16 protein-coding genes are annotated in these 18,454 nt (G+C 58.2%); 12 read left to right on the top strand and 4 right to left on the bottom strand.

Annotated elements, in window-relative coordinates; genetic code table 11:
* Window positions 1-28: 28 nt before the first annotated feature.
* Window positions 29-814 (bottom strand): HAD-IIA family hydrolase, encoded by a 786-nt coding sequence (locus HL45_RS16985; protein WP_049972376.1) that lies wholly within the window; start codon window positions 812-814, stop codon window positions 29-31.
* Window positions 815-1,021: 207 nt separating this feature from the next.
* Here HL45_RS16985 and HL45_RS16980 point away from each other — a divergent pair, with 207 nt between their 5' ends.
* Window positions 1,022-2,656 (top strand): potassium channel family protein, encoded by a 1,635-nt coding sequence (locus tag HL45_RS16980; protein WP_049972375.1) that lies wholly within the window; start codon window positions 1,022-1,024, stop codon window positions 2,654-2,656.
* Between the two features lie 21 nt (window positions 2,657-2,677).
* On the opposite strand, the gene HL45_RS16975 is transcribed toward HL45_RS16980, so the two are convergent.
* Window positions 2,678-4,150, bottom strand: a complete 1,473-nt coding sequence (locus tag HL45_RS16975) for a stage II sporulation protein M (RefSeq protein ID WP_049972374.1) — start codon at window positions 4,148-4,150, stop codon at window positions 2,678-2,680.
* Between the two features lie 283 nt (window positions 4,151-4,433).
* On the opposite strand from HL45_RS16975, the gene HL45_RS20920 reads away from it, so the two are divergent.
* From HL45_RS20920 to HL45_RS20055, 8 genes are all read left to right on the top strand, one after another.
* On the top strand, window positions 4,434-4,577 hold the full coding sequence (locus HL45_RS20920; RefSeq protein WP_158413712.1) for a hypothetical protein: 144 nt from the start codon (window positions 4,434-4,436) through the stop codon (window positions 4,575-4,577).
* A 57-nt stretch (window positions 4,578-4,634) separates the two neighbouring features.
* On the top strand, window positions 4,635-5,591 hold the full coding sequence (locus tag HL45_RS16970) for a DUF3179 domain-containing protein (RefSeq protein ID WP_049972373.1): 957 nt from the start codon (window positions 4,635-4,637) through the stop codon (window positions 5,589-5,591).
* A gap of 73 nt (window positions 5,592-5,664) precedes the next feature.
* A complete protein-coding gene (locus tag HL45_RS16965; RefSeq protein WP_049972372.1) occupies window positions 5,665-7,008 on the top strand; it encodes an MmgE/PrpD family protein in 1,344 nt (447 codons plus the stop codon).
* Between the two features lie 333 nt (window positions 7,009-7,341).
* Window positions 7,342-7,683 (top strand): hypothetical protein, encoded by a 342-nt coding sequence (locus tag HL45_RS16960; RefSeq protein ID WP_049972371.1) that lies wholly within the window; start codon window positions 7,342-7,344, stop codon window positions 7,681-7,683.
* 168 nt (window positions 7,684-7,851) lie between these two features.
* A complete protein-coding gene (locus tag HL45_RS20530) occupies window positions 7,852-8,199 on the top strand; it encodes a hypothetical protein (protein WP_144240113.1) in 348 nt (115 codons plus the stop codon).
* A 129-nt stretch (window positions 8,200-8,328) separates the two neighbouring features.
* Window positions 8,329-9,159, top strand: coding sequence for a phosphosulfolactate synthase (locus HL45_RS16955; RefSeq protein WP_049972370.1), 831 nt, complete (start codon window positions 8,329-8,331; stop codon window positions 9,157-9,159).
* A 137-nt stretch (window positions 9,160-9,296) separates the two neighbouring features.
* The gene (locus tag HL45_RS16950) at window positions 9,297-10,937 is read left to right on the top strand and encodes an MBL fold metallo-hydrolase (protein WP_049972483.1); all 1,641 of its coding nucleotides are present in this window, start codon (window positions 9,297-9,299) and stop codon (window positions 10,935-10,937) included.
* Window positions 10,934-12,103 carry an aldo/keto reductase gene (locus HL45_RS20055; protein WP_084157064.1) on the top strand — a complete coding sequence of 390 codons (1,170 nt, stop codon included), beginning with the start codon at window positions 10,934-10,936 and terminating at the stop codon, window positions 12,101-12,103. The genes HL45_RS16950 and HL45_RS20055 overlap by 4 nt, the downstream gene beginning before the upstream one ends.
* Here the strand turns inward: HL45_RS20055 and HL45_RS16940 are convergent.
* Both HL45_RS16940 and HL45_RS16935 read right to left on the bottom strand, forming a co-directional pair.
* Window positions 12,008-12,931 (bottom strand): phosphorylase family protein, encoded by a 924-nt coding sequence (locus HL45_RS16940; RefSeq protein WP_049972369.1) that lies wholly within the window; start codon window positions 12,929-12,931, stop codon window positions 12,008-12,010. The genes HL45_RS20055 and HL45_RS16940 overlap by 96 nt on opposite strands.
* A 57-nt stretch (window positions 12,932-12,988) precedes the next feature.
* Window positions 12,989-14,563 carry an acetolactate synthase large subunit gene (locus tag HL45_RS16935; protein ID WP_049972368.1) on the bottom strand — a complete coding sequence of 525 codons (1,575 nt, stop codon included), beginning with the start codon at window positions 14,561-14,563 and terminating at the stop codon, window positions 12,989-12,991.
* Window positions 14,564-14,832: 269 nt separating this feature from the next.
* Here HL45_RS16935 and HL45_RS16930 point away from each other — a divergent pair, with 269 nt between their 5' ends.
* The 3 genes from HL45_RS16930 to HL45_RS16920 all read left to right on the top strand — a co-directional run bounded on the left by HL45_RS16930 (window position 14,833) and on the right by HL45_RS16920 (window position 18,453).
* Window positions 14,833-15,687 (top strand): succinate dehydrogenase/fumarate reductase iron-sulfur subunit, encoded by an 855-nt coding sequence (locus tag HL45_RS16930; protein WP_245800208.1) that lies wholly within the window; start codon window positions 14,833-14,835, stop codon window positions 15,685-15,687.
* Between the two features lie 757 nt (window positions 15,688-16,444).
* Window positions 16,445-18,211 carry a cytochrome c oxidase subunit I gene (locus tag HL45_RS16925; RefSeq protein WP_049972481.1) on the top strand — a complete coding sequence of 589 codons (1,767 nt, stop codon included), beginning with the start codon at window positions 16,445-16,447 and terminating at the stop codon, window positions 18,209-18,211.
* Window positions 18,211-18,453 (top strand): DUF6684 family protein, encoded by a 243-nt coding sequence (locus HL45_RS16920; protein WP_049972367.1) that lies wholly within the window; start codon window positions 18,211-18,213, stop codon window positions 18,451-18,453. Before HL45_RS16925 ends, HL45_RS16920 begins: the two co-directional genes overlap by 1 nt.
* Window position 18,454: the final 1 nt, after the last annotated feature.

The raw sequence follows: 18,454 nt of genomic DNA, 5'->3' as shown, positions 1-18,454 counted from the left end.
ACAGCAATTTTCAACACCTATTCGCAGGTCAGTTCTCAAGCAGTTTCCCAATCTGTCCGACGTTGTCGAGAATATACTCCGGTTGCACAGCGGTTTCGTCGAGACTGTCCGGCGTTGTTACTCCCGACTGGACGAGCACCGTCGTCGCGCCGATACGCTCCCCGAGCGCGATGTCGGTGTCCAACCGGTCGCCGACGACGAGGCAGTCTTCCGCTCGAACGCCGAGGCGTTCGAGCGCCGCCGCTCCTGCTTCCGGTGCTGGCTTACCGAGTATGTGCTCTGGTTCCCTCCCGGCAACGCCCGCTATGGCGTTGATGATAGCACCCGACCCGGGGACGAGACGTTCCGCGGCTGGAATCGTCACGTCCGGGTCGGTACCGACGAAGGGGGCACCGTCTTCGAGCGCCCAGAATGCGCGCGTGAGTTCGTCGTAATCGAACTCGCGGTCGATAGAGCCAACGACCAGTTCCGCGGCGTCTGGGTCTTCCAGCACCGTAAATCCCCGCTCGCGCAGGAGGTCGCGGAGATACGTCTCTCCAACGACGAACAGGTCGCGTTCGCCGTACTCGGCTTCCAGAAATTCGGCGGTGACGAGCGCCGACGTGAGCACCTGCTCTTCGTCGATGCTGATGCCGTGTGCGGCGAGTCGCTCGACGTACCGCTCGGGTGGTTGTGTCGGATTGTTCGAAAAGAGGAGGAGGTCTATCCCGTTCTCTCGGAGTGCTCGTATACCCTCGTTCGCACCGGGCAGGGGGTTGCCGCCCCGAACCAACGTTCCGTCCATATCTACGATTGCACCGCGATAGCTCGCCATTACGCTGGACAACGAACCGGATGGTGTTCAATCGCCCGAACGAGTTGTGATACGGGACGTGCGGAAGGAACGCGAACACGAACGACGATACGGGCATCCAGCGGTTTTGGCGTCGGTTTGTCGTATAAACCTATGCTCACTCACACAGAGATCTGTTGTAGTAAAGGCGGCAAGATAAAGGGGATAGGTGATAGACCGAACATGAGAATGAAACGACAATGGCGACGGGCGCTACTCTACATTGGCGCATTCTTCACTATTCTCGTCGTGTACACGTTTCTCTACTCGTGGGCGATGGGAACCTTTGAAAACGTTGACCGGAGCTTCATCGAAGCGTTCGCTATCGTCATCGAGACGTTCACGACGACCGGATACGGGATAGATTCCATCTATTGGAATTCCACAGAGATGAAAATTCTCATGAGTGTAATGCAGATGACGGGCGTCTTTCTCATTTTCATCGCCCTACCGCTGTTCGTCGCGCCGTGGATACAGGAGGTGATACGCACGAGGCCGCCGACTTCCGTGGACGAACTGGACGACCACGTCGTCATCTGTGGCTACTCACCACGCGCTGAGACACTTATCGACGAACTGCTGGCGTGGAACCACGACTACGTCATCGTGGTTAGCGACCGCGAGGCGGCCCTCGACTTGTACGAACAGAATATCAACGTCGTTCACGGTGACCCCGAATCCGCTGACGTACTCGAAAACGTTCACGTCCAGCAGGCGGATACGGCCATCGCGGATGCGACCGACGAACAAAACGCCAGTATCGCGCTGGCGGTTCGGGAAATTTCGTCTAACGTGCGGATTATCACCCTCGTGGAGGATGCCAGTCTAACCAACTATCTCGAATACGCCGGAGCGAACCAAGTGTTCTCGCCGCGCCACCTGCTCGGCCGCAGTCTCGCGGAAAAAGTAACCGCATCGGTGTCTACCGACCTCGGCGAGACTGTCACCATCGGCGAGGATTTCCAAATCGTCGAGTTGTCGATTCAAGACGGCAGCGAGGTTGCGAACACGAAACTCGCGGAAAGTGAAATCCGCGAACGAACCGGAGCGAGTATCATCGGCCTGTGGCGGCGCGGTGAATTTCAGAGTTCACCGTCCCCTGACATCCTGCTCGACGAAAATACGATTCTGCTCGTGGCGGGTCGAGAGACACAACTCGAACAGCTAAAAGAGATGACACTCTCTGGTGAACTCGATACGGCACGTCGGTCGGTCATCGTTGCGGGATACGGCGAAGTCGGCTCGACGGTCGAGAGCGAAATGCAATCGACGTCGATGCGACCCGTCGTGGTCGATATTGAAGACAAACCCGACGTCGATGTCGTCGGGGACGTGACCGAGGAAAACGTTCTGCGCGATGCCGGTGTCGAACACGCGAACGCGCTTATTTTAGCGCTCGGGGACGATACGACGACGATTTTCGCAACCCTCGTCGCGCGCGAACTCGCACCCGGCGTCGAAATCGTCGCTCGGGCCAACGAGACGGACAACATCGGCAAACTGTACAGTGCGGGTGCGGACTACGTTCTCGCACTCGAAACGGTCAGCGGTCGGATGCTCGCCTCGACAATTCTGGACGAGGAGGAAGTTATCTCGCCGGACAAACAGGTAGACATCGTCCGAACGACTGCACCGGGCCTCGTCGGGAAGAGTCTCGGAGATGCCGAAATCCGTTCTCGAACTGGGTGTACCGTCATCGCAGTCGAGCGAAACGGCGAAGTCATCACCGACCTCGGCCCGAGATTTACGATTCGGGCGGGCGACCAACTCATCATCGCCGGAACTGACGAAGATACGAATCAGTTTGCCGAACTCGCACAGTGACGATTGTCTGCTTCATCCGCTTTACGTGAGCGCGGCGGCGACCCACCACGTCACGAACGCTTCGATGAACGCTGCGACGATGAACACCGGAAGGAGTCCGAGCAGGATGTAGTACGCTCGGCTGAGTTCTCCCGCGAGGTCGGTTGCAGTCGCGGAACCGCGAACGTATGACCACACAGACCCACCGAGATGGAGGCCGAGTGCCCCTGCAATTGCCAGTGCGGGAATTTCGATGATGCCGTGCGGTGCGATGAGCGCGACGGCGAGCGACGTGTCGGGAAGCAGTCCGACGACGGCACCGACGATGAGTCCGTTGAAGACGAGTGCGACGACCGTCGGCGCGCCGAACGCGAGTCCGGAGAACGCTGCGGAGATGGAGACGAGCCAATTGTTGGCCGTCAGCATGACGAAGGTATCGACGGGAATGGCACCGAACACGTTCTGGGAGACGTCGGTCTGGAGGCTTTCGAGCGCGAACTGGCTGGTTGCGAGCCAGCCGCCAGCGGTTCCGGCGGCGAACAGCGCGGTCGAAAGGGCGACGAGTCCGAGACGGCCGAAGACGAACGATTTGAGTTCGCCGAGTCCGCGTCCGAACGCACCGCGAACCGACCCGCGCGCTCGGGGTTCGAGGGTCGCGTCATCGAGATAGAGCGCCGTCTTCAGCACGCCGAGTGTCGGCAACAGGAAGAAGGCGACGGCGATTCCGAGGAGGCGACCGACGCCGAGAAGTTGGAAGAAAAACGAAACGAAGCCGAATATTCCCACGAGGCCAATCACGACGACGAAGTAGGCCCCGACGCGGGCTTTATTGTTCCATACGAAACGTCCGTTCCGGCGGATTCCGGTTCGAACGCCGACGCCGTCGATGACGATGGCCTGCGGAACGAACATGAAAAGGAGGTAGATGAGGAATCCGCCGGGAATCAGCAGGAGGCCCCCGAGGAAGGCCAACAGGAGGAGTGCAGAGCTAACGGTGATGGAAAGGTACGTCAGCACCACAACCGGTGCCAGCAGGAAGAGGTACGCAAGCACGCGGACAATGGCGAGTTTGATAAACGTCCACCAGTCGTCGCTCGCACCGGCGACTCCCGACGGGAGTGCCGGTTCGTTTCGAAGCGCCGCCGTGGTCGTGTGAACTTGTGCCGCTTCCGCGACGGCGCGGCCGAGGATACCCACGACGATTGCGCCGATAACCGAGAGGACGAGGACGGCGATTACTTCCGGCGTGACCAACTCCATCATCGCTTCCCTGATTCGTTCACTTTCCGCCTCGCTCAGGGTCGATTGGTTGAAATCGATGCCCTGAATCGTCGTGAAAACCGATTCGATGCGACCCGACCCGAGGAGGAGCAGGTAGGCCAACACGACGCCGACGATTGGCACCGACTGTGCGACCATGCCGACGCTCGTCCCGGCGAGAAATACCGGGAGTATCGTCGCAGGTCGGGAGAGGAGGACTGCCCGAACCGAGGAACTTGCATCACTGAACTTCATACTATTTACATTTCACTCGGGTTAGATATGTGTGGTGGTGTTCGAATCAGCAAAATGGGTTATTCATTACATTCATCTACAAATATGTCCTTTCGGTTATAATAGCCGCCACCTATCCCATTTTGAACGACGAGCGATGGAATCTTTCCAGAGAGAGGGCATAGAAAGTATCGATTCAGAACGTTCATACTAATCTATTAGTCGAATCGGTGTCTCGATTCAGTTGTTCCCTGTCGGTGGGTTATTCGGTTCATAATAAAGGACGATGAGGTGTTTTATACACATGATGATTGACACAGAAACGAAATCGAAGAAGACGAAAACGACCGAGGTGACGCAGGAAGAAGCGGACGAAAAACCGCGTCGTCGCCGGTCGTTTTCGCTCCGCGCGCTGCTTCCCGGTCCTTACGTTCGGTATCCAAAATAACCGCCCGGAAACGCCGTCTTCCGTTATTTTTTATTTCATCCCGCGGAACCCCCGTCTATGAACGTCAGGCAGGTTATTCCACGCGACGCGATTCCGAGCGTGGACGACCCCAAATTCAGCTCCGTGTACGACGGCGAAGACGACGACTCGGTCGTCGTCTTCGTACCCGAAAAGGAACCAGCGAAAGCGTATCCGATTCGGTATCTCCACTATCACGAAATCGTCAACGACCGGGCCGGAGGAACGCCGATTGCGGTGACGTGGTGTCCCCTCTGTGGCAGTGCGGTCGTCTACTCCCGCGAGATTGACGGGAAGACGCTTCAGTTCGGCGTGTCGGGCAAACTCGCGGACGACGACCTCGTGATGTACGACCGCGAGACGGAAACCGAATGGAAACAGTCGAGCGGCGAGGCAATCGCGGGCGAACTCCGTGGCGAATCGCTCACCGTCCTCCCCGCCGGACTCCTTTCGAAGGAACGATACCGTGACCGGTATCCGAACGGTCTCGTCCTCCAGTCGCCGGGGGGCGAAAGCGAAGCGAGCGGCCCCGGCGACGACCCGGAGCCAATCGACTACGACGAGGAACCGTACCGGGCGTACTTCGAGCGCGACGGATTCGGACTGGATGCCCATCGCGGCGGCGACTCGCGCGACTGGAATCGTGACGACCTCGACCCGAAAGCGGTCGTTCTCGGCGTGGAATCCGGCGGCGAAGCGGTCGGATTTCCGCTTCCGCGCGTGGAGGACGCTGGCGGAATCATCACTGCGACAGTCGGCGAAACTGCTGTGGTCGTCGTTTCCAGCGAGGGGATTCACGCCTACGAGAATCCAGCACCCGGATACGAGTTCGAACACGACGAGGGGTCGTATTTTCTCGCCGATGGGGTGCGCTGGCACGCAGCGAGTGGCGAAAGCGAGGACGGGCGCGAACTGACGCGACTTCCGGCACGCAGGCTGTTCGCGTTCGCGTGGCAGGACGACCACGGCGCGGACAGTTTTTGGTCACCCGAGTAACGCCGACTTTCCGCCGCGAACCGCGCTGAACGCCCAAGGGTGCTTTTGGTCGTGCCGGTTGCAGAAACCTCGCATGACGACGACAGCAGAAATCGCAGAGTTCGTTACCGAAACGGAGTTCGACGACCTCTCGGGTGAGACCGTCGATGAACTGAAAAAGCGCGTTCTCGATTCGATTGGCATCGCGGTGGGGGCGATGGGGGCTGAACCGGTCGAAGCAGTCCGCGCGACTGTCGAGGAGATGAACGGCGAGGGATGTACGCTCTGGGGTGGCGACACGGCTTCTCCCCCGGATGCGACCATGCTGAACACTGCATACGTTCGGTATCTCGACTACATGGATTCGTTTCTCGCACCTGGCGAAACGCCGCATCCCAGCGACAACATCGCGGGGATACTCGCAGTCGGGGAGTACGAGGGCTGTTCGGGGAAAGACCTGCTCACCGCGATTGGAATCGCCTACGAGGTACAGGCCGAACTCGCGTGGAACGCGCCGGTTCGTGACCGGGGGTGGGACCACGTCACCCACACCGTCATTTCGGCGACTGCGGGCGCGGCGAAACTGTTCGGACTCGATTCCGAAGAAATTCGGTCGGCAATCGGTATCGCGGGAACCGCACACAACGCCCTCCGGGTGACGCGAACCGAAGGGATTTCGGAGTGGAAAGGAATCGCTTCGGCGAACGCCGCCAGAAACGGCGTCTACTCGGCCATGCTGGCAAAAAATGAAGTGGAGGGGCCGACGAATCTGTTCGAGGGTCAAAAGGGGTGGAAACAAATCGTCTCCGGCGATTTCGAGGTCGATTTCTCGCCGAGTGAGCGCGTCCACGACGTGATGACGAAAAAATACGTCGCCGAGACGTATGCCCAATCCGCCGTCGAGGGCATCATCGAACTGGCGCAGGGCGAGGACATCGACCCCGGGGACGTGGACTCGATTCACCTTGACACCTTCGCGGGTGCGAAACTCATCATCGGCGGCGGCGAGGGAAGCCGATACGAAGTGGAGACGAAGGCGCAGGCAGACCACTCTCTCCCCTACATGTTGGCCGCGGCGCTCATCGACCGGGAGATGACGAACGCGCAGTACGACCCCGAACGAATTCAGCGCGACGACGTGCAGGAACTGCTTCGAACCGTGGACGTGGCGGAGGACGACGAGTTGACCGACCGATTCGAGGCGGGCGAGATGCCAGCGATTATCGAGATAACGATGGCGGATGGAACGATACACCGCGTCGAAAAGGACGATTTCGAGGGGCATCCGAACAACTCGATGTCGTGGGAGCAGATAGAGACGAAGTTCGAACGGATGACCGAGGAGCGATACGACCACTCCCGGCGGGAACGAATCGTGGACACCGTACTGCAACTCGAAAATCACCAAACTGGCGACCTCGTGGCGCTCCTCGACTGATTTTCTCTCTCGCTAATCTCTCGCTAACTCGAATAGTCACTGTCGTCTGATATCATATACCATTGTAGATGGGTTGTCAATGTTGACATCCGGATGTCATTACATTGGAGAGTAGAGCGTCCATATTCGGTAAGCGCTTCGAAACTCGCTTTCTTCTATCTCCTAATATTGGCGGTTCTGAGCGTTTTAATTGCTTATACGTAGTTAGCCGTTCCCGTCATCGCTGACGGCTGAATTGAACGGTACTGTGGGTTGAAATACAGTCGCGGCAACACGAGTAACTGGCCGACACGGGGCACAACGGTGCTCCTGACGTTGGCCGAGGTTACAACCATGAAGAAAGCACTCAGGCTACTACTCGCACTCTCGCTCGTCGGCGCACTGTTCGCCGCCGGGTTCGCTGGAACCGCCGCCGCAACCGACAAGAAAGACGATAAAAAGGACAAATGGTGGCAAAAAGTAGAGCAGAAACAAGCGAGTTGGCAGTACGCTGACTCCGACGTTGACCAGAAGCAGTTCGTCTACCAGAGCAACGATAATAAGCAGGGCTACGCGGTCGCTAAGGCGTACTACGGTGAAGCCGAGGCCGAACAAGAAAACGAGCAGTATAACACGAACGTCCAGTACGCGGACTCCGAAGCTGAAAACGAAAACGAGCAGAAGCAGAAGGCATAAACGCGGAGCACACTCGGCGCAGAATCATCGGGGGATTCTCCCCACACAATCGCGTTTTCGATTTTTGTACGACACGACAGAGATGGCCGTGTTTTTCGTTTCGGTAATCCGGAGTACGGGGCTGGTGTCCGCCGAATAACAAAGGATGAGTGTCGCTTTCGGAGAAGTATGTCCAGACGGGGGAGTGGGAGTAATCAGATAGGTGAGTCAAACCACAAAACGGCGATAATCTGTGTCGTTTTGCTCTCCGTGCTGGCGGTCTGCGTCGTTTTCGGCATGACGGCTGGGATGGATGTCACGGAGTCGGCAGTTCAGAGTGGGCCGCCAGCAGGGGATTTCGCACCTGTCGAGGATACCGCGGATGCGTGTGTCCCTGCCAAAGGTGAAAGTGTTCTGTGGCATCTGGAGCGCTACGGTGCCGGGTGTCCGGAGCGAACTGGTGGGTCTCCTGTAGGGGAGCGAACTGGTGGGTCTCCTGTAGGGGAGCGAACTGGTGGAATCGACCCTTCGCCGTGAAAATCTCCCCTGCTCGGCGTTCGTCTCACTCCACACGTTCGTTCGAGAATGCTGCTTTAGGTGGTGTCGAACGATTTTATCCGCCCCATCTCTTTTGTAGGAGTTCGTCGTACCGGATTCGGGGGTTTCATGACCGACAGAGCATTCGACTTTCTGCACGTCAACGAGCGCGAATCGAAACCACGCGAGAAGGGAATTACCGAGATGCGCGGGCCGTACTACGACCCGATGGGACCGCGCGAGCTTCAGGACATCCTCGACACGATGGGTGAGTACGTGGACATCTACAAGTTCTCGGGCGGGTCATTCGCCCTGATGCCCGAGGACGTGGTGGAAGAACTCATTTCGGTGTGTCACGACTACGACGTCCAAGTTTCGACGGGTGGATTCATCGAGAACGTCCTCGTGCGCGACAACGACAAGGTAGACCAATACGTCGAAGAGGCCGGAAACCTCGGCTTCGACATCGTCGAAATTTCCTCGGGATTCATCGCCATCGACACCGATGATTTGGTGGCGCTGACCGAACTGGTACAAGACCACGGCCTCAAAGCGAAACCCGAAATCAACGTCCAGTTCGGCGCTGGCGGGGCCTCGGCGGTCGAAGAACTGGAGAGCGAGGAGGCCATCGACCCGGCGAGTGCGATTCGGGAGGCAAATCGCCATCTCGACGCCGGAGCGTACAAAATCATGGTCGAATCGGAAGGCATCACGGAACAGGTGCGCGAGTGGCGAACCGACGTGGCGTTCGCAATCGCCAACGAGGTCGGCATCGAAAACTGCGTGTTCGAGGCCGCAGACCCCGAGGTGTTCGAGTGGTACATCAAGAACTTCGGGCCGGAGGTGAACCTGTTCGTGGACAACTCCCAAATCGTTGAGTTGGAGTGCATGCGCTCCGGCCTCTGGGGGAAAAAGAGTTCGTGGGGTCGGGTGGTGTCGTACGACCATGGCGAACAGTGACTCATAACTGACACGAACCGGGAGCGAACAAGCCTCGGCTGTCAGCCACTCTCATTTCTAGAAAATAACATACTACTAATCATGGGAAAATTGTTTACGTGGTGAGTGAGAACCTTTCGCGCGACTGTGGTACAATAATGCAATTTAGCTTCCAACGCGCGAACCCATCGAAAGGAGGTGGATCTACGCTCCTTCGCTTCGACGACGACATCGACGACAGAACCGCTTGTATTCTCGTCGATTCGGGTGACGGCGTTGACCTCGATACACTTCTCTCCCCGGACGACTATCTCGCCGCAATCGTTCTCACGCACGCACATCTCGACCACTATCTGTCCATCGGCGACTCCCTCCGCGACGGTGCGCCGATATACACCTCATCGGCAACTGCATCGACGCTGGAAACCGTACTGGGAGAAGGTCAGAAAAACTACCGTTTGGGAGAGGTTGCGGACGTTCTCGACGCGGTTACTGCAATCAACGACTGGGTAACTGTCACGAGCGAACTCGAACTGCGTCCGATTTCGGCAGGCCACGTTCCGGGTGCTGCCTGCTTCGCGGTTCGGTTTTCCGATGGGACGGAAACGAACACGATTCTTCTGACCGGCGATTTTACCGCCCGAAACGCGGGTGGCTATTCGGGACTGCCGACGAATCTCCCGATGAAAGTAGACGCATTATTCGTCAACGCCTCGACGAACGAGAGGTTCGAGGCGACGCTTTCCGACTCGCTCGAAACCGTCCTCGAACGGGTTCGCGCGGGGTCGTCCGTCCTCGTCACGACGAGCGGCCTTACCGGCGTGCAGTATGCGTATGCGCTCGGCCACCTCTGTGACCGAATCGGCGAACCCGCCGGAATCACGCTCACCGGTCAGGTAGCTAAACTCTACGACGACTTGGACTACGACGTTCCGAACGTCGAATCCGTTCCCGTATTCGACCGACCCGAGACGCTTTTCGAATCGAGCGATATCGTCGTCGCAGGCCCGGAGGTTCCGGTCGAAGGGAGTTCGAAACGGTTGTTCGAGTGTATCGAAAACGACCCGACGGCGACGCTCGTTCAACTCACTGGCGGTGCGATTTCCCCGGTCGAAAGCGCGACTTGTACCGTCTACGACTACGAATTTCGCAACCATCCAACCGAAGAAACCATCGACACGGTGGTCGAGCGACTGAATCCGACGAACGTCGTTCCGGTACACGCCAGTCGCCGGAGACTCAAACGGTATCGAGGGAAGTACGACTCGGCGTTCGTCTGGGCAAACGACGACACCGAGGAGTACATCCTGTACGAGGACGGTCGTTGGTCGGCCCCGCCGTGGTTGAGCGACCGTGCAGTGCGGTCGATTCGAGCACAAGAGTGGCAGGCAAACGGAGGCAGTCTGTTCGAGGATTTCAACGGGGATGATTCCGACACCGCGACGCTCGGACGCGACCAGTCCGTTGACCTCGATGCCGAAGGTGTCGAGGTCGAACGATTCGACCGGCAGTTCGACTCACAGCCCGTGATTCAAGAACGTACTGATGCAAAACCAGAACGGGCCGAAGAAGGCGAGACGGAACCCGTCGAAACCGAATCAGCTTCCGAATCCGCCGATGCCGAGTTTCGGCGAAACGTTCTCGACCGATTGGACGACATCGAAGCGTCGGTTTCCAACTCGCTGGTTCGTGCCCGCGTCGTGGACGCTGGCGACGGCATGACGCTTCTCCGCCTTTTCGGAGATTCCGACCTCGAACACGGTGACGAAGTGGAACTGCGAGTGACCGACAGCGAGTGACCGACAAAAAGAGGCTCGTTCGTGACCTCTCGTTCGCTGTCGTCCGCCACTTCGTATTTACCTCCAGCTATCCACTAACTCGCATAGAATACGAGACGATACAGGACACCGACATTCCGAAAATCGGCCTCGGAACGTGGCGAATGGGGGGTTCGACCTGCCGAAATGCGGTCGAAACGGCGCTCGATTTGGGCTATCGACATATCGACACGGCACAAGCCTACGGAAACGAGCGGCAGGTCGGGCAGGCAATCGAGAACGCCGAGGTCGCTCGAGAAGATATTTTCCTGACGACGAAGGTGTGGCCGATACATCGAAAATACGACGCGATTCTCGATTCGGTTCACGAGAGTTTGGCGCAACTTGGGACGGAGTACGTCGATTTACTGCTTATTCACTGGCCGAATCCCGTGGCTTCCACTCGTGAAGTGATGCGTGGCCTCTCCGCCGCACAAAACGACGGATTGACCCGGCATATCGGCGTGAGCAACTTCGATGTGGAACAACTGGAATCTGCACGAAACGAGGCTACAGCACCGATTCTCACCGACCAAGTGCAGTTTCATCCCTACAATCCACAGCGCGAACTGCTCGACTACTGCCAAGAAAACGACGTGACGCTGACGGTTTACAGTCCGCTTGCCCACGGCGGAGCCATGCACGACCAACTTCTCACCAGGTGGCTTCCGCTCGTCCTGCGAGTGCTGATAGTCCTTCTCGTCGCGCTCCCCGCCGCTGGCAAGTTTCTGGATTACGCCGGACAAGTGGAGTTTTTTACTAGCCTCGGTATTCCAGCACCCCAATTGATGGTTCTCGTTGTTGGAACCATCGAGGCGACATCTGCCGTCATGCTTTTACTGGGAATTGCCGGGCGAGTCGCGGCGCTCGCACTGGTGAGCATCATGCTCGTCGCCATCGTCACCGCCGGGGCGAACCCGCTCAATCTCACGATACTGCTCGCGTCAATCGGAATTCTCTCTCGGAACCGGCCCGTACTCGCTCTGGGAACCGGAAAACCGACTTCGGAAACCCGCCGCATAGGATGTCCGACTGACCTGCCGCTCATCATTTCATCCGTTTCGCAACCCCTCCACAATCCGCGACCCGACCCGGAAGGCGTTTTCCAGCCCAAGTCCCATCGTCTCCTGTCCGAGGTCCTCTTCTAAACTTTCTCGAACGGTTTGCCCCTCGTGCGGTCGGTCGAAATTCACGACACTGCGGACGCTTAGATAGCGATGCAAGAGGCCAAATCGGTCGAGTGCGGTCGCAGTTCCGTAATCTTCCATCTCGGTCGTTGCGTAGCTTCCGGCATCGTACTGCTTTACGAGCCACTGGGCATCCTCGGAGTACGATTCTCCGTGCCAGAACTCGTCGCCACAGAGTGTCGTGCCGATTTCGACCGTCGGCTTTCCGCGAGCTGATTTTTGTGGATATTCGTCCCGGAGCTCCTGTACGGCTTCGGAATCGCACAGTTCGACCTCTCGCGCCCGGTCGTATGCCGACGAAACGAGGGCTTCGTCCAGTCGGTACACGTAATCCCGAGGGCGATACGGAAGCAGTTGGAGATTGCGGGCCGAATCCGAATCGTCGCGCTCGGCCCACCGCTGTTTGCAGTCCCAATCGACGACGAAATCTGCGATGAAAACCGACCCGAGTGTTCCTACTTCCGGCGTCGTTCCTGCGATTCCGACCGACAAAAAGTACATGTCCGAACAGTCGATTTTCGGCGAGGCGAGTATCGAGGCGACAGTCGTTGCAGCTGCCGATTTTCCCATTCCAGTCGATGTAATGGCGACTCCGTCGTCGGTATACTGAATCGGCATATTCGCGCCGGGAACGTCGATTTTGTTCGCAAAATCGTAGGCGTCGAACCAGCGTTCGACCTCGTTCGGCAGGTCGTCGTCCGAGACGAAATCATCCGCTGCGAAGGCTGGCAGGAGGAGAATTTCGAGTTCGATTGGAGACGAGTGTCGTTGTTCGGTCGTTTTCGGCATTCGGTGCGTGACAGTGGCGGATGAACGGTGATAGTAATTCCGCCGATGGATTGGTAGCTACATCGGAATTTCGACCAGCGTCATTTCGTCGCTTTCGACCGCGGATTGCAGTGCATTCCCGATTTCGTCCCACGATTCCGCGCGCATCGCGTCGATACCGAAACTTTCGGCGAACGCCACGAAATCCGGATTCGTCAGTTCGGTGCCGTAGTGTTCCTCGCGGTCTTCTTCCTGTTCCTCGGTGATGAGTCGATACTCAGAATCGTTGAACACGACTATCGTGTAGCCACAACCGAGTCGCGTCGCCGTCTCGATTTCCGCCGCATTCATCAGAAATCCGCCGTCGCCAGTTGCGACCACGACGTTCGAATCGACGGCGAGGTCTGCCGCGATTCCGCCCGGCACCGCAATTCCCATGCTGGCCAGTCCGTTCGAGATGATAACGGAGTTCGGTTCGTAGGTCGGAAACGCCTGTGCGATGGCCATCTTGTGACTGCCGACGTCGGAGACGAGTACGTCTTCGTCGGCCATCACATCGCGGAGGATGGGAAGGACGTTTCGAACCGTCACGGGGTCGGATTCGCCCGGCGTGCTCGTCGTCTGCTCCACGAGTGCCTCACGCTGGTCGTGGTACCAATCTTCGGAACAGGCCACATCGACTTCCTCTCGCAGTGCATCCAGTCCCGCGGAAATGTCGCACACGATTTCCACGTCCGGATTGTAATGCTCGTACACTTCGGCTGGTTCGTGGTCGAGATGGACGATGTTCTTGTCGAGAGTCGGGTTCCACTTCTCGGGGTCGTGTTCTGCGATGTCGTAACCGACCGCGAAGACGCAGTCCGCCCGCGAGATGGCGTCCGAAGATTCGCCGTTTTCGCCCGAATCGAGCGTGAACAGCGAGTGGTCGTCCGCGTCCGAGAGCGCCCCTTTTCCCATGTAGGTTCCGACGACCGGAACAGCGGTTTCTGCGACGAACTCGCGGAGGCTGTTCGCGGAACGCGTCCGAACCGCACCATTTCCGGCAATGACGAGCGGATGGTTTGCGTTTTCGAGCAGTTCTGCGGCCTGTTCCACGGATTTCTGGTCAGGGTCGGGTCGTCTGACTCGTCCCCGGGGTTCGAGCGGTTCGGCGTCCGTTTCCTCGCCCGCCACGTCTTCCGGAAATTCGAGGTGGGTCGCCCCGGGTTTTTCGTACTCTGCGAGTTTGAACGCCTTCCGAACCGATTCGTTGACGATTTCCGGGTCGCTCAACTGCGCGTTCCACTTCGTCACCGACCGGTAGGTGTGAAGGATTTCGAGCGCCTGATGGCTCTCTTTGTGGAGTCGTTCGAGTCCAGCCTGCCCCGTGATTGCGACGAGCGGACTCTTATCGAGATGCGCGTCTGCAACCCCGGTGAGGAGATTCGTCGCGCCCGGCCCGAGCGTCGAGAGACAGACTCCCGCTTGCCCGGTCACGCGCCCGTGAACGTCGGCCATGAACGCCGCGCCCTGTTCGTGACGCACGGGAATGAACTCGATGTCCGAATCACGAATCGAAAACAGCACGTCTTCGAGTTCCTCGCCGGGGAGGCCGAACACGTATTCGACTCCTTCGGCTTCAAGACACTCCACGAGTAGGTCGGATGCTTTCATCGTCTAAGATACGGCGGAGGGTGATTAGTTTGTGTTGGCACCTCTGTGAAGCGGGCGTAGTCTGCGCCCAGCATCTGCACCTGTGCCAGTCCGTTTTCCCCCTCATTGGTGCCGCCATTACACTCCAAACAATTCACTGGGGAATCTACAGGACGGTGACGAGGTTTATTGCCGTCGAACCCGACGTACACTCCGGAAAGGGGTTTCCAGTGAGTCAACAGGAAACGGAGCAATCCGAGGGGGAGGGACAGATGCGGACAGACGAACCGATGGAGGATACGCAGGCCGAGGAGTTCCGGGCCAGCCAATCGCCGCAGGAACGCCGCATGGCCGAAAAACGGCAACGGCGGCGCGAACAACGCGAAGCCGAAATCCGGGCGGAAGAAGAAACCTCGGCCGACACGGTTCACCTCAAGGTGTTCCGGTACGACCCGGACGTGCCCGAAAAGCAAAAGCCGCGATTCGACCATTTTCACGTTCCCTATGAGCGCGGGCTAACCGTTCTCGACGCGCTTCTCTACGCCCGCGACGAGTTCGATTCGACGCTGACGGTGCGCCACTCCTGTCGGCAGGCCATCTGCGGGAGCGACGCCGTGTTCATCAACGGTCGCCAGCAACTCGCCTGCAAAACGCAGGTCACCGAATTGGACGAACCGATACAGGTCGAACCGCTTCCGCATCAGGAAGTCATCAAAGACCTCGTCGTGGATATGGAACATTTCTACGACCAGATGCACGCAATCGAGCCGTTTTTACAGACCGACTCGCTTCCGGACGACGAACTGGTTGAACAGCGCCAATCGCGCGAGAATCGGGAGGAAATCAAGATGGCCACGCGCTGTATCTGGTGCGGTGCCTGTATGTCCTCCTGCAACATCGCGGCGGGGGACAACCAGTATCTCGGCCCGGCGGCCATCAGCACGGCCTACCGGTTCGCCATGGACGAACGCGAAGATGAGGCGGCGACGGAACACAGAATCAACCTCATGGACCAAGAACACGGCGTCTGGCGCTGTCAGACGCAGTTTTCCTGTACCGAAGTGTGCCCGAAGGATATCCCGCTGACCCAACACATTCAGGAGCTCAAGCGCGAGGCGGTGAAACGAAATCTCAAATTCTGGTAATTTTTATCATCACTCGCGTTGTCGTTAGGCTACATGAACGTCGAACCGCAGGGACAGGGCGAGCATATCGCTCGAAAGCCCAAACTGCGGGCGGTGGTGTTCGTCGGCGGGGTGTAACTATCGGCCTCTTTCTCGTGGCCCTTCTGAACCGCGTGCTTTCTCGCGGTAACTGGATTTGGGTGTCTTGACTGCTCAGCCGGAAGGTTGCGCCAGCGCGTTTCGCACGAGCGACGAACGAAGTGAGGCGCGAATGCACTCCCGCGCTGGCGGGGAGGAGTGGGGAGACTGCGGTGTTGGGGCGATTTCATTGGAGTCGTGGTTTGCTCATCCCCATTTGATTATATCGTGTTTCAGCAAACCACGACTCCAATGAAAACCGCAAACCGCACCGCAACCGCAGGCCACACACCTCCCCAACCGATTCCCGTCATTCGCTTCACTCATTTCGGTCATCCCTCGCGCGGAAATCAGCAGGCTCTCGGCGGTGTCTCGCGGTTACACCGCTCGCTTTCGAGATTTCTCCGAAATCTCGCTCGCCTCAAGCCTGCCGACGCACGCGCCATCGTGGTTTGTCGGGATTCGGTAACTGGTCGCTCGTTCAGAATTTTCGACCTTCTACCGTCACATTTAGTTCAGGTAATTGATTGGACGCTATCCTCCCCGAAACAAATGACAATTTACCGAAAGGAATTACCCCGCTCCGCCCAACTACAGTACGATGGCAGCGCTACCAATGGACTTGGCGCTCACCGTCCTGATGGGTGGGTTCTTACTCGCCGTTCTGTTCTTCGTCCTCCGGGTCGAAGACTGGCGGTCGTACACACCCGCGGGAGGGGGGTTGGGGCAAGTCGAAGAGCGACGCGTCGAATACGCAGAGAAACCGAGCGGTATCCTTCGCTGGTTGACGACGGTTGACCACAAGGACATCGGCATGCTGTACGGCCTGTACGCGCTCATCGCGTTCATCTGGGCCGGACTGGGCGTCGTCCTGATGCGTGCCGAGTTGGTCGCGCCCGACCTCGACCTCATGCAGGCCGGGTTCTACAACGCCTTGCTCACCACGCACGGCCTCACGATGCTGTTCCTGTTCACGACGCCGATGATAGCGGCCTTTGCCAACTACTTCATCCCGCTCCTCATCGGCGCGGACGACATGGCGTTCCCTCGCATCAACGCCATCGCGTTCTGGCTCCTGCCACCCGCAGCGATTCTCATCTGGATCGGGTTCCCGCTCGCGTCGATAGCGGACATTCCGGCACCACAGACGAGTTGGACGATGTACACGCCGCTTTCGGCGGAGCAACCGAGTCCGGCGACCGACCTGATGCTCCTCGGATTGCATCTTTCGGGCATCAGCACGACGATGGGGGCAATCAACTTCACTGCCACCATCTTCACCGAACGCGACATCGAGTGGCCCGAACTCGACCTGTTCTCGTGGACGATTCTCACGCAGTCGGGACTCATCCTGTTCGCATTCCCGCTCCTCGGTAGTGCACTCATCATGCTCCTGCTCGACCGCAACTTCGGCACCACCTTCTTCGCGGTCGAAGGCGGTGGTGGCCCGATTCTGTGGCAACACCTGTTTTGGTTCTTCGGACACCCCGAGGTCTACATCATCGTGCTCCCACCGATGGGGTTGGTTAGCCTGATTTTGCCTCGGTTCGCGGGGCGAAAGCTGTTCGGCTACAAGTTCGTCGTCTATTCGACGCTCGCTATCGGCGTCCTCTCGTTCGGCGTCTGGGCACACCACATGTTCGCTACCGGCATCGACCCGCGACTTCGCGTCAGTTTCATGGCGGTGTCGATGGCAATCGCAATCCCGAGCGCGGTGAAGGTGTTCAACTGGATTACGACGATGTGGAACGGCAACCTCCGGATGACTGCGCCGATGCTGTTCTGTGTCGGATTTATCCAAAACTTCATCATCGGCGGCGTCACCGGGATCTTTCTGGCGGCGATTCCGGTTGACCTCGTTCTTCACGACACCTACTACGTCGTCGGTCATTTCCACTTCCTCGTCATGGGTGCTATCGCGGTCGCCTTGTTCGCCGGGTTTTACTACTGGTTCCCGATTTACACCGGAAAGATGTATCAGACGCGACTCGCCCACTGGCATTTTTGGCTGACGATGATAGGCTCGAACGTCACGTTCTTCGCCATGATATTCCTCGGCTACGGCGGCATGCCGCGCAGATACGTGACCTACCTTCCGCAGTTCACGACGTGGCATCAGGTCGCAACCTTGGGGGCGGTCATCCTCGCAATCGGCCAACTCATCTTCGTCTGGAACATCGTTCAGTCGTGGCTCGAAGGCCCAGTCGTCGAGGACGGCGACCCGTGGAATCTCAAAGCCGACGGAATGGAGTCGCCGGAATGGACGTGGTTCGAGAAGAAACGCGAGACGGCGCTGGCGGACGGTGGCGAAACGGATAGTAGTGAAAGAGAATTGGTGGAGGAAAACAAATCTGACGCTAGTGGGCGCGAGCGAAGCGAGCGCGAATCAACGGAGGGTGGTAACTGATGGCCGAGACGGACGCCAACCCCGAGGCGGAATCCGACGTCGTGTTCGACCGCGAAACCCTCCTCGACATCTCGGTGAACATCGTTCCGATGGTTATCCTCCTCTTTTTCATCGTCCTGTTCGCTCTCTGGACGCCGTGGTCGGGCGAACCGCTGATTTTTGTGATGTCCCACCTGCTGACTATCATCCCCTTCGTCTTGCTCGGCTTACTGACGTGGATTGCGGCCCACTACGTCAGATAGC

Origin of the sequence: Haladaptatus cibarius D43 (assembly GCF_000710615.1) — an archaeon.
In the GTDB taxonomy this organism is placed as follows: domain Archaea; phylum Halobacteriota; class Halobacteria; order Halobacteriales; family Haladaptataceae; genus Haladaptatus; species Haladaptatus cibarius.
Note: the sequence above shows the minus strand (reverse complement) of the source record. Positions and strands in the feature narration are given on the sequence as shown.

Bases quoted from the DNA above. Each gene is read 5' to 3' on its own strand.
- HL45_RS16985 (WP_049972376.1), bottom strand. From the start codon at position 814: ATGGCGAGCTATCGCGGTGCAATCGTAGATATGGACGGAACGTTGGTT.
- HL45_RS16980 (WP_049972375.1), top strand. From the start codon at position 1,022: ATGAAACGACAATGGCGACGGGCGCTACTCTACATTGGCGCATTCTTC.
- HL45_RS16975 (WP_049972374.1), bottom strand. From the start codon at position 4,150: ATGAAGTTCAGTGATGCAAGTTCCTCGGTTCGGGCAGTCCTCCTCTCC.
- HL45_RS20920 (WP_158413712.1), top strand. From the start codon at position 4,434: ATGATGATTGACACAGAAACGAAATCGAAGAAGACGAAAACGACCGAG.
- HL45_RS16970 (WP_049972373.1), top strand. From the start codon at position 4,635: ATGAACGTCAGGCAGGTTATTCCACGCGACGCGATTCCGAGCGTGGAC.
- HL45_RS16965 (WP_049972372.1), top strand. From the start codon at position 5,665: ATGACGACGACAGCAGAAATCGCAGAGTTCGTTACCGAAACGGAGTTC.
- HL45_RS16960 (WP_049972371.1), top strand. From the start codon at position 7,342: ATGAAGAAAGCACTCAGGCTACTACTCGCACTCTCGCTCGTCGGCGCA.
- HL45_RS20530 (WP_144240113.1), top strand. From the start codon at position 7,852: ATGTCCAGACGGGGGAGTGGGAGTAATCAGATAGGTGAGTCAAACCAC.
- HL45_RS16955 (WP_049972370.1), top strand. From the start codon at position 8,329: ATGACCGACAGAGCATTCGACTTTCTGCACGTCAACGAGCGCGAATCG.
- HL45_RS16950 (WP_049972483.1), top strand. From the start codon at position 9,297: ATGCAATTTAGCTTCCAACGCGCGAACCCATCGAAAGGAGGTGGATCT.
- HL45_RS16940 (WP_049972369.1), bottom strand. From the start codon at position 12,931: ATGCCGAAAACGACCGAACAACGACACTCGTCTCCAATCGAACTCGAA.
- HL45_RS16935 (WP_049972368.1), bottom strand. From the start codon at position 14,563: ATGAAAGCATCCGACCTACTCGTGGAGTGTCTTGAAGCCGAAGGAGTC.
- HL45_RS16930 (WP_245800208.1), top strand. From the start codon at position 14,833: ATGGAGGATACGCAGGCCGAGGAGTTCCGGGCCAGCCAATCGCCGCAG.
- HL45_RS16925 (WP_049972481.1), top strand. From the start codon at position 16,445: ATGGGTGGGTTCTTACTCGCCGTTCTGTTCTTCGTCCTCCGGGTCGAA.
- HL45_RS16920 (WP_049972367.1), top strand. From the start codon at position 18,211: ATGGCCGAGACGGACGCCAACCCCGAGGCGGAATCCGACGTCGTGTTC.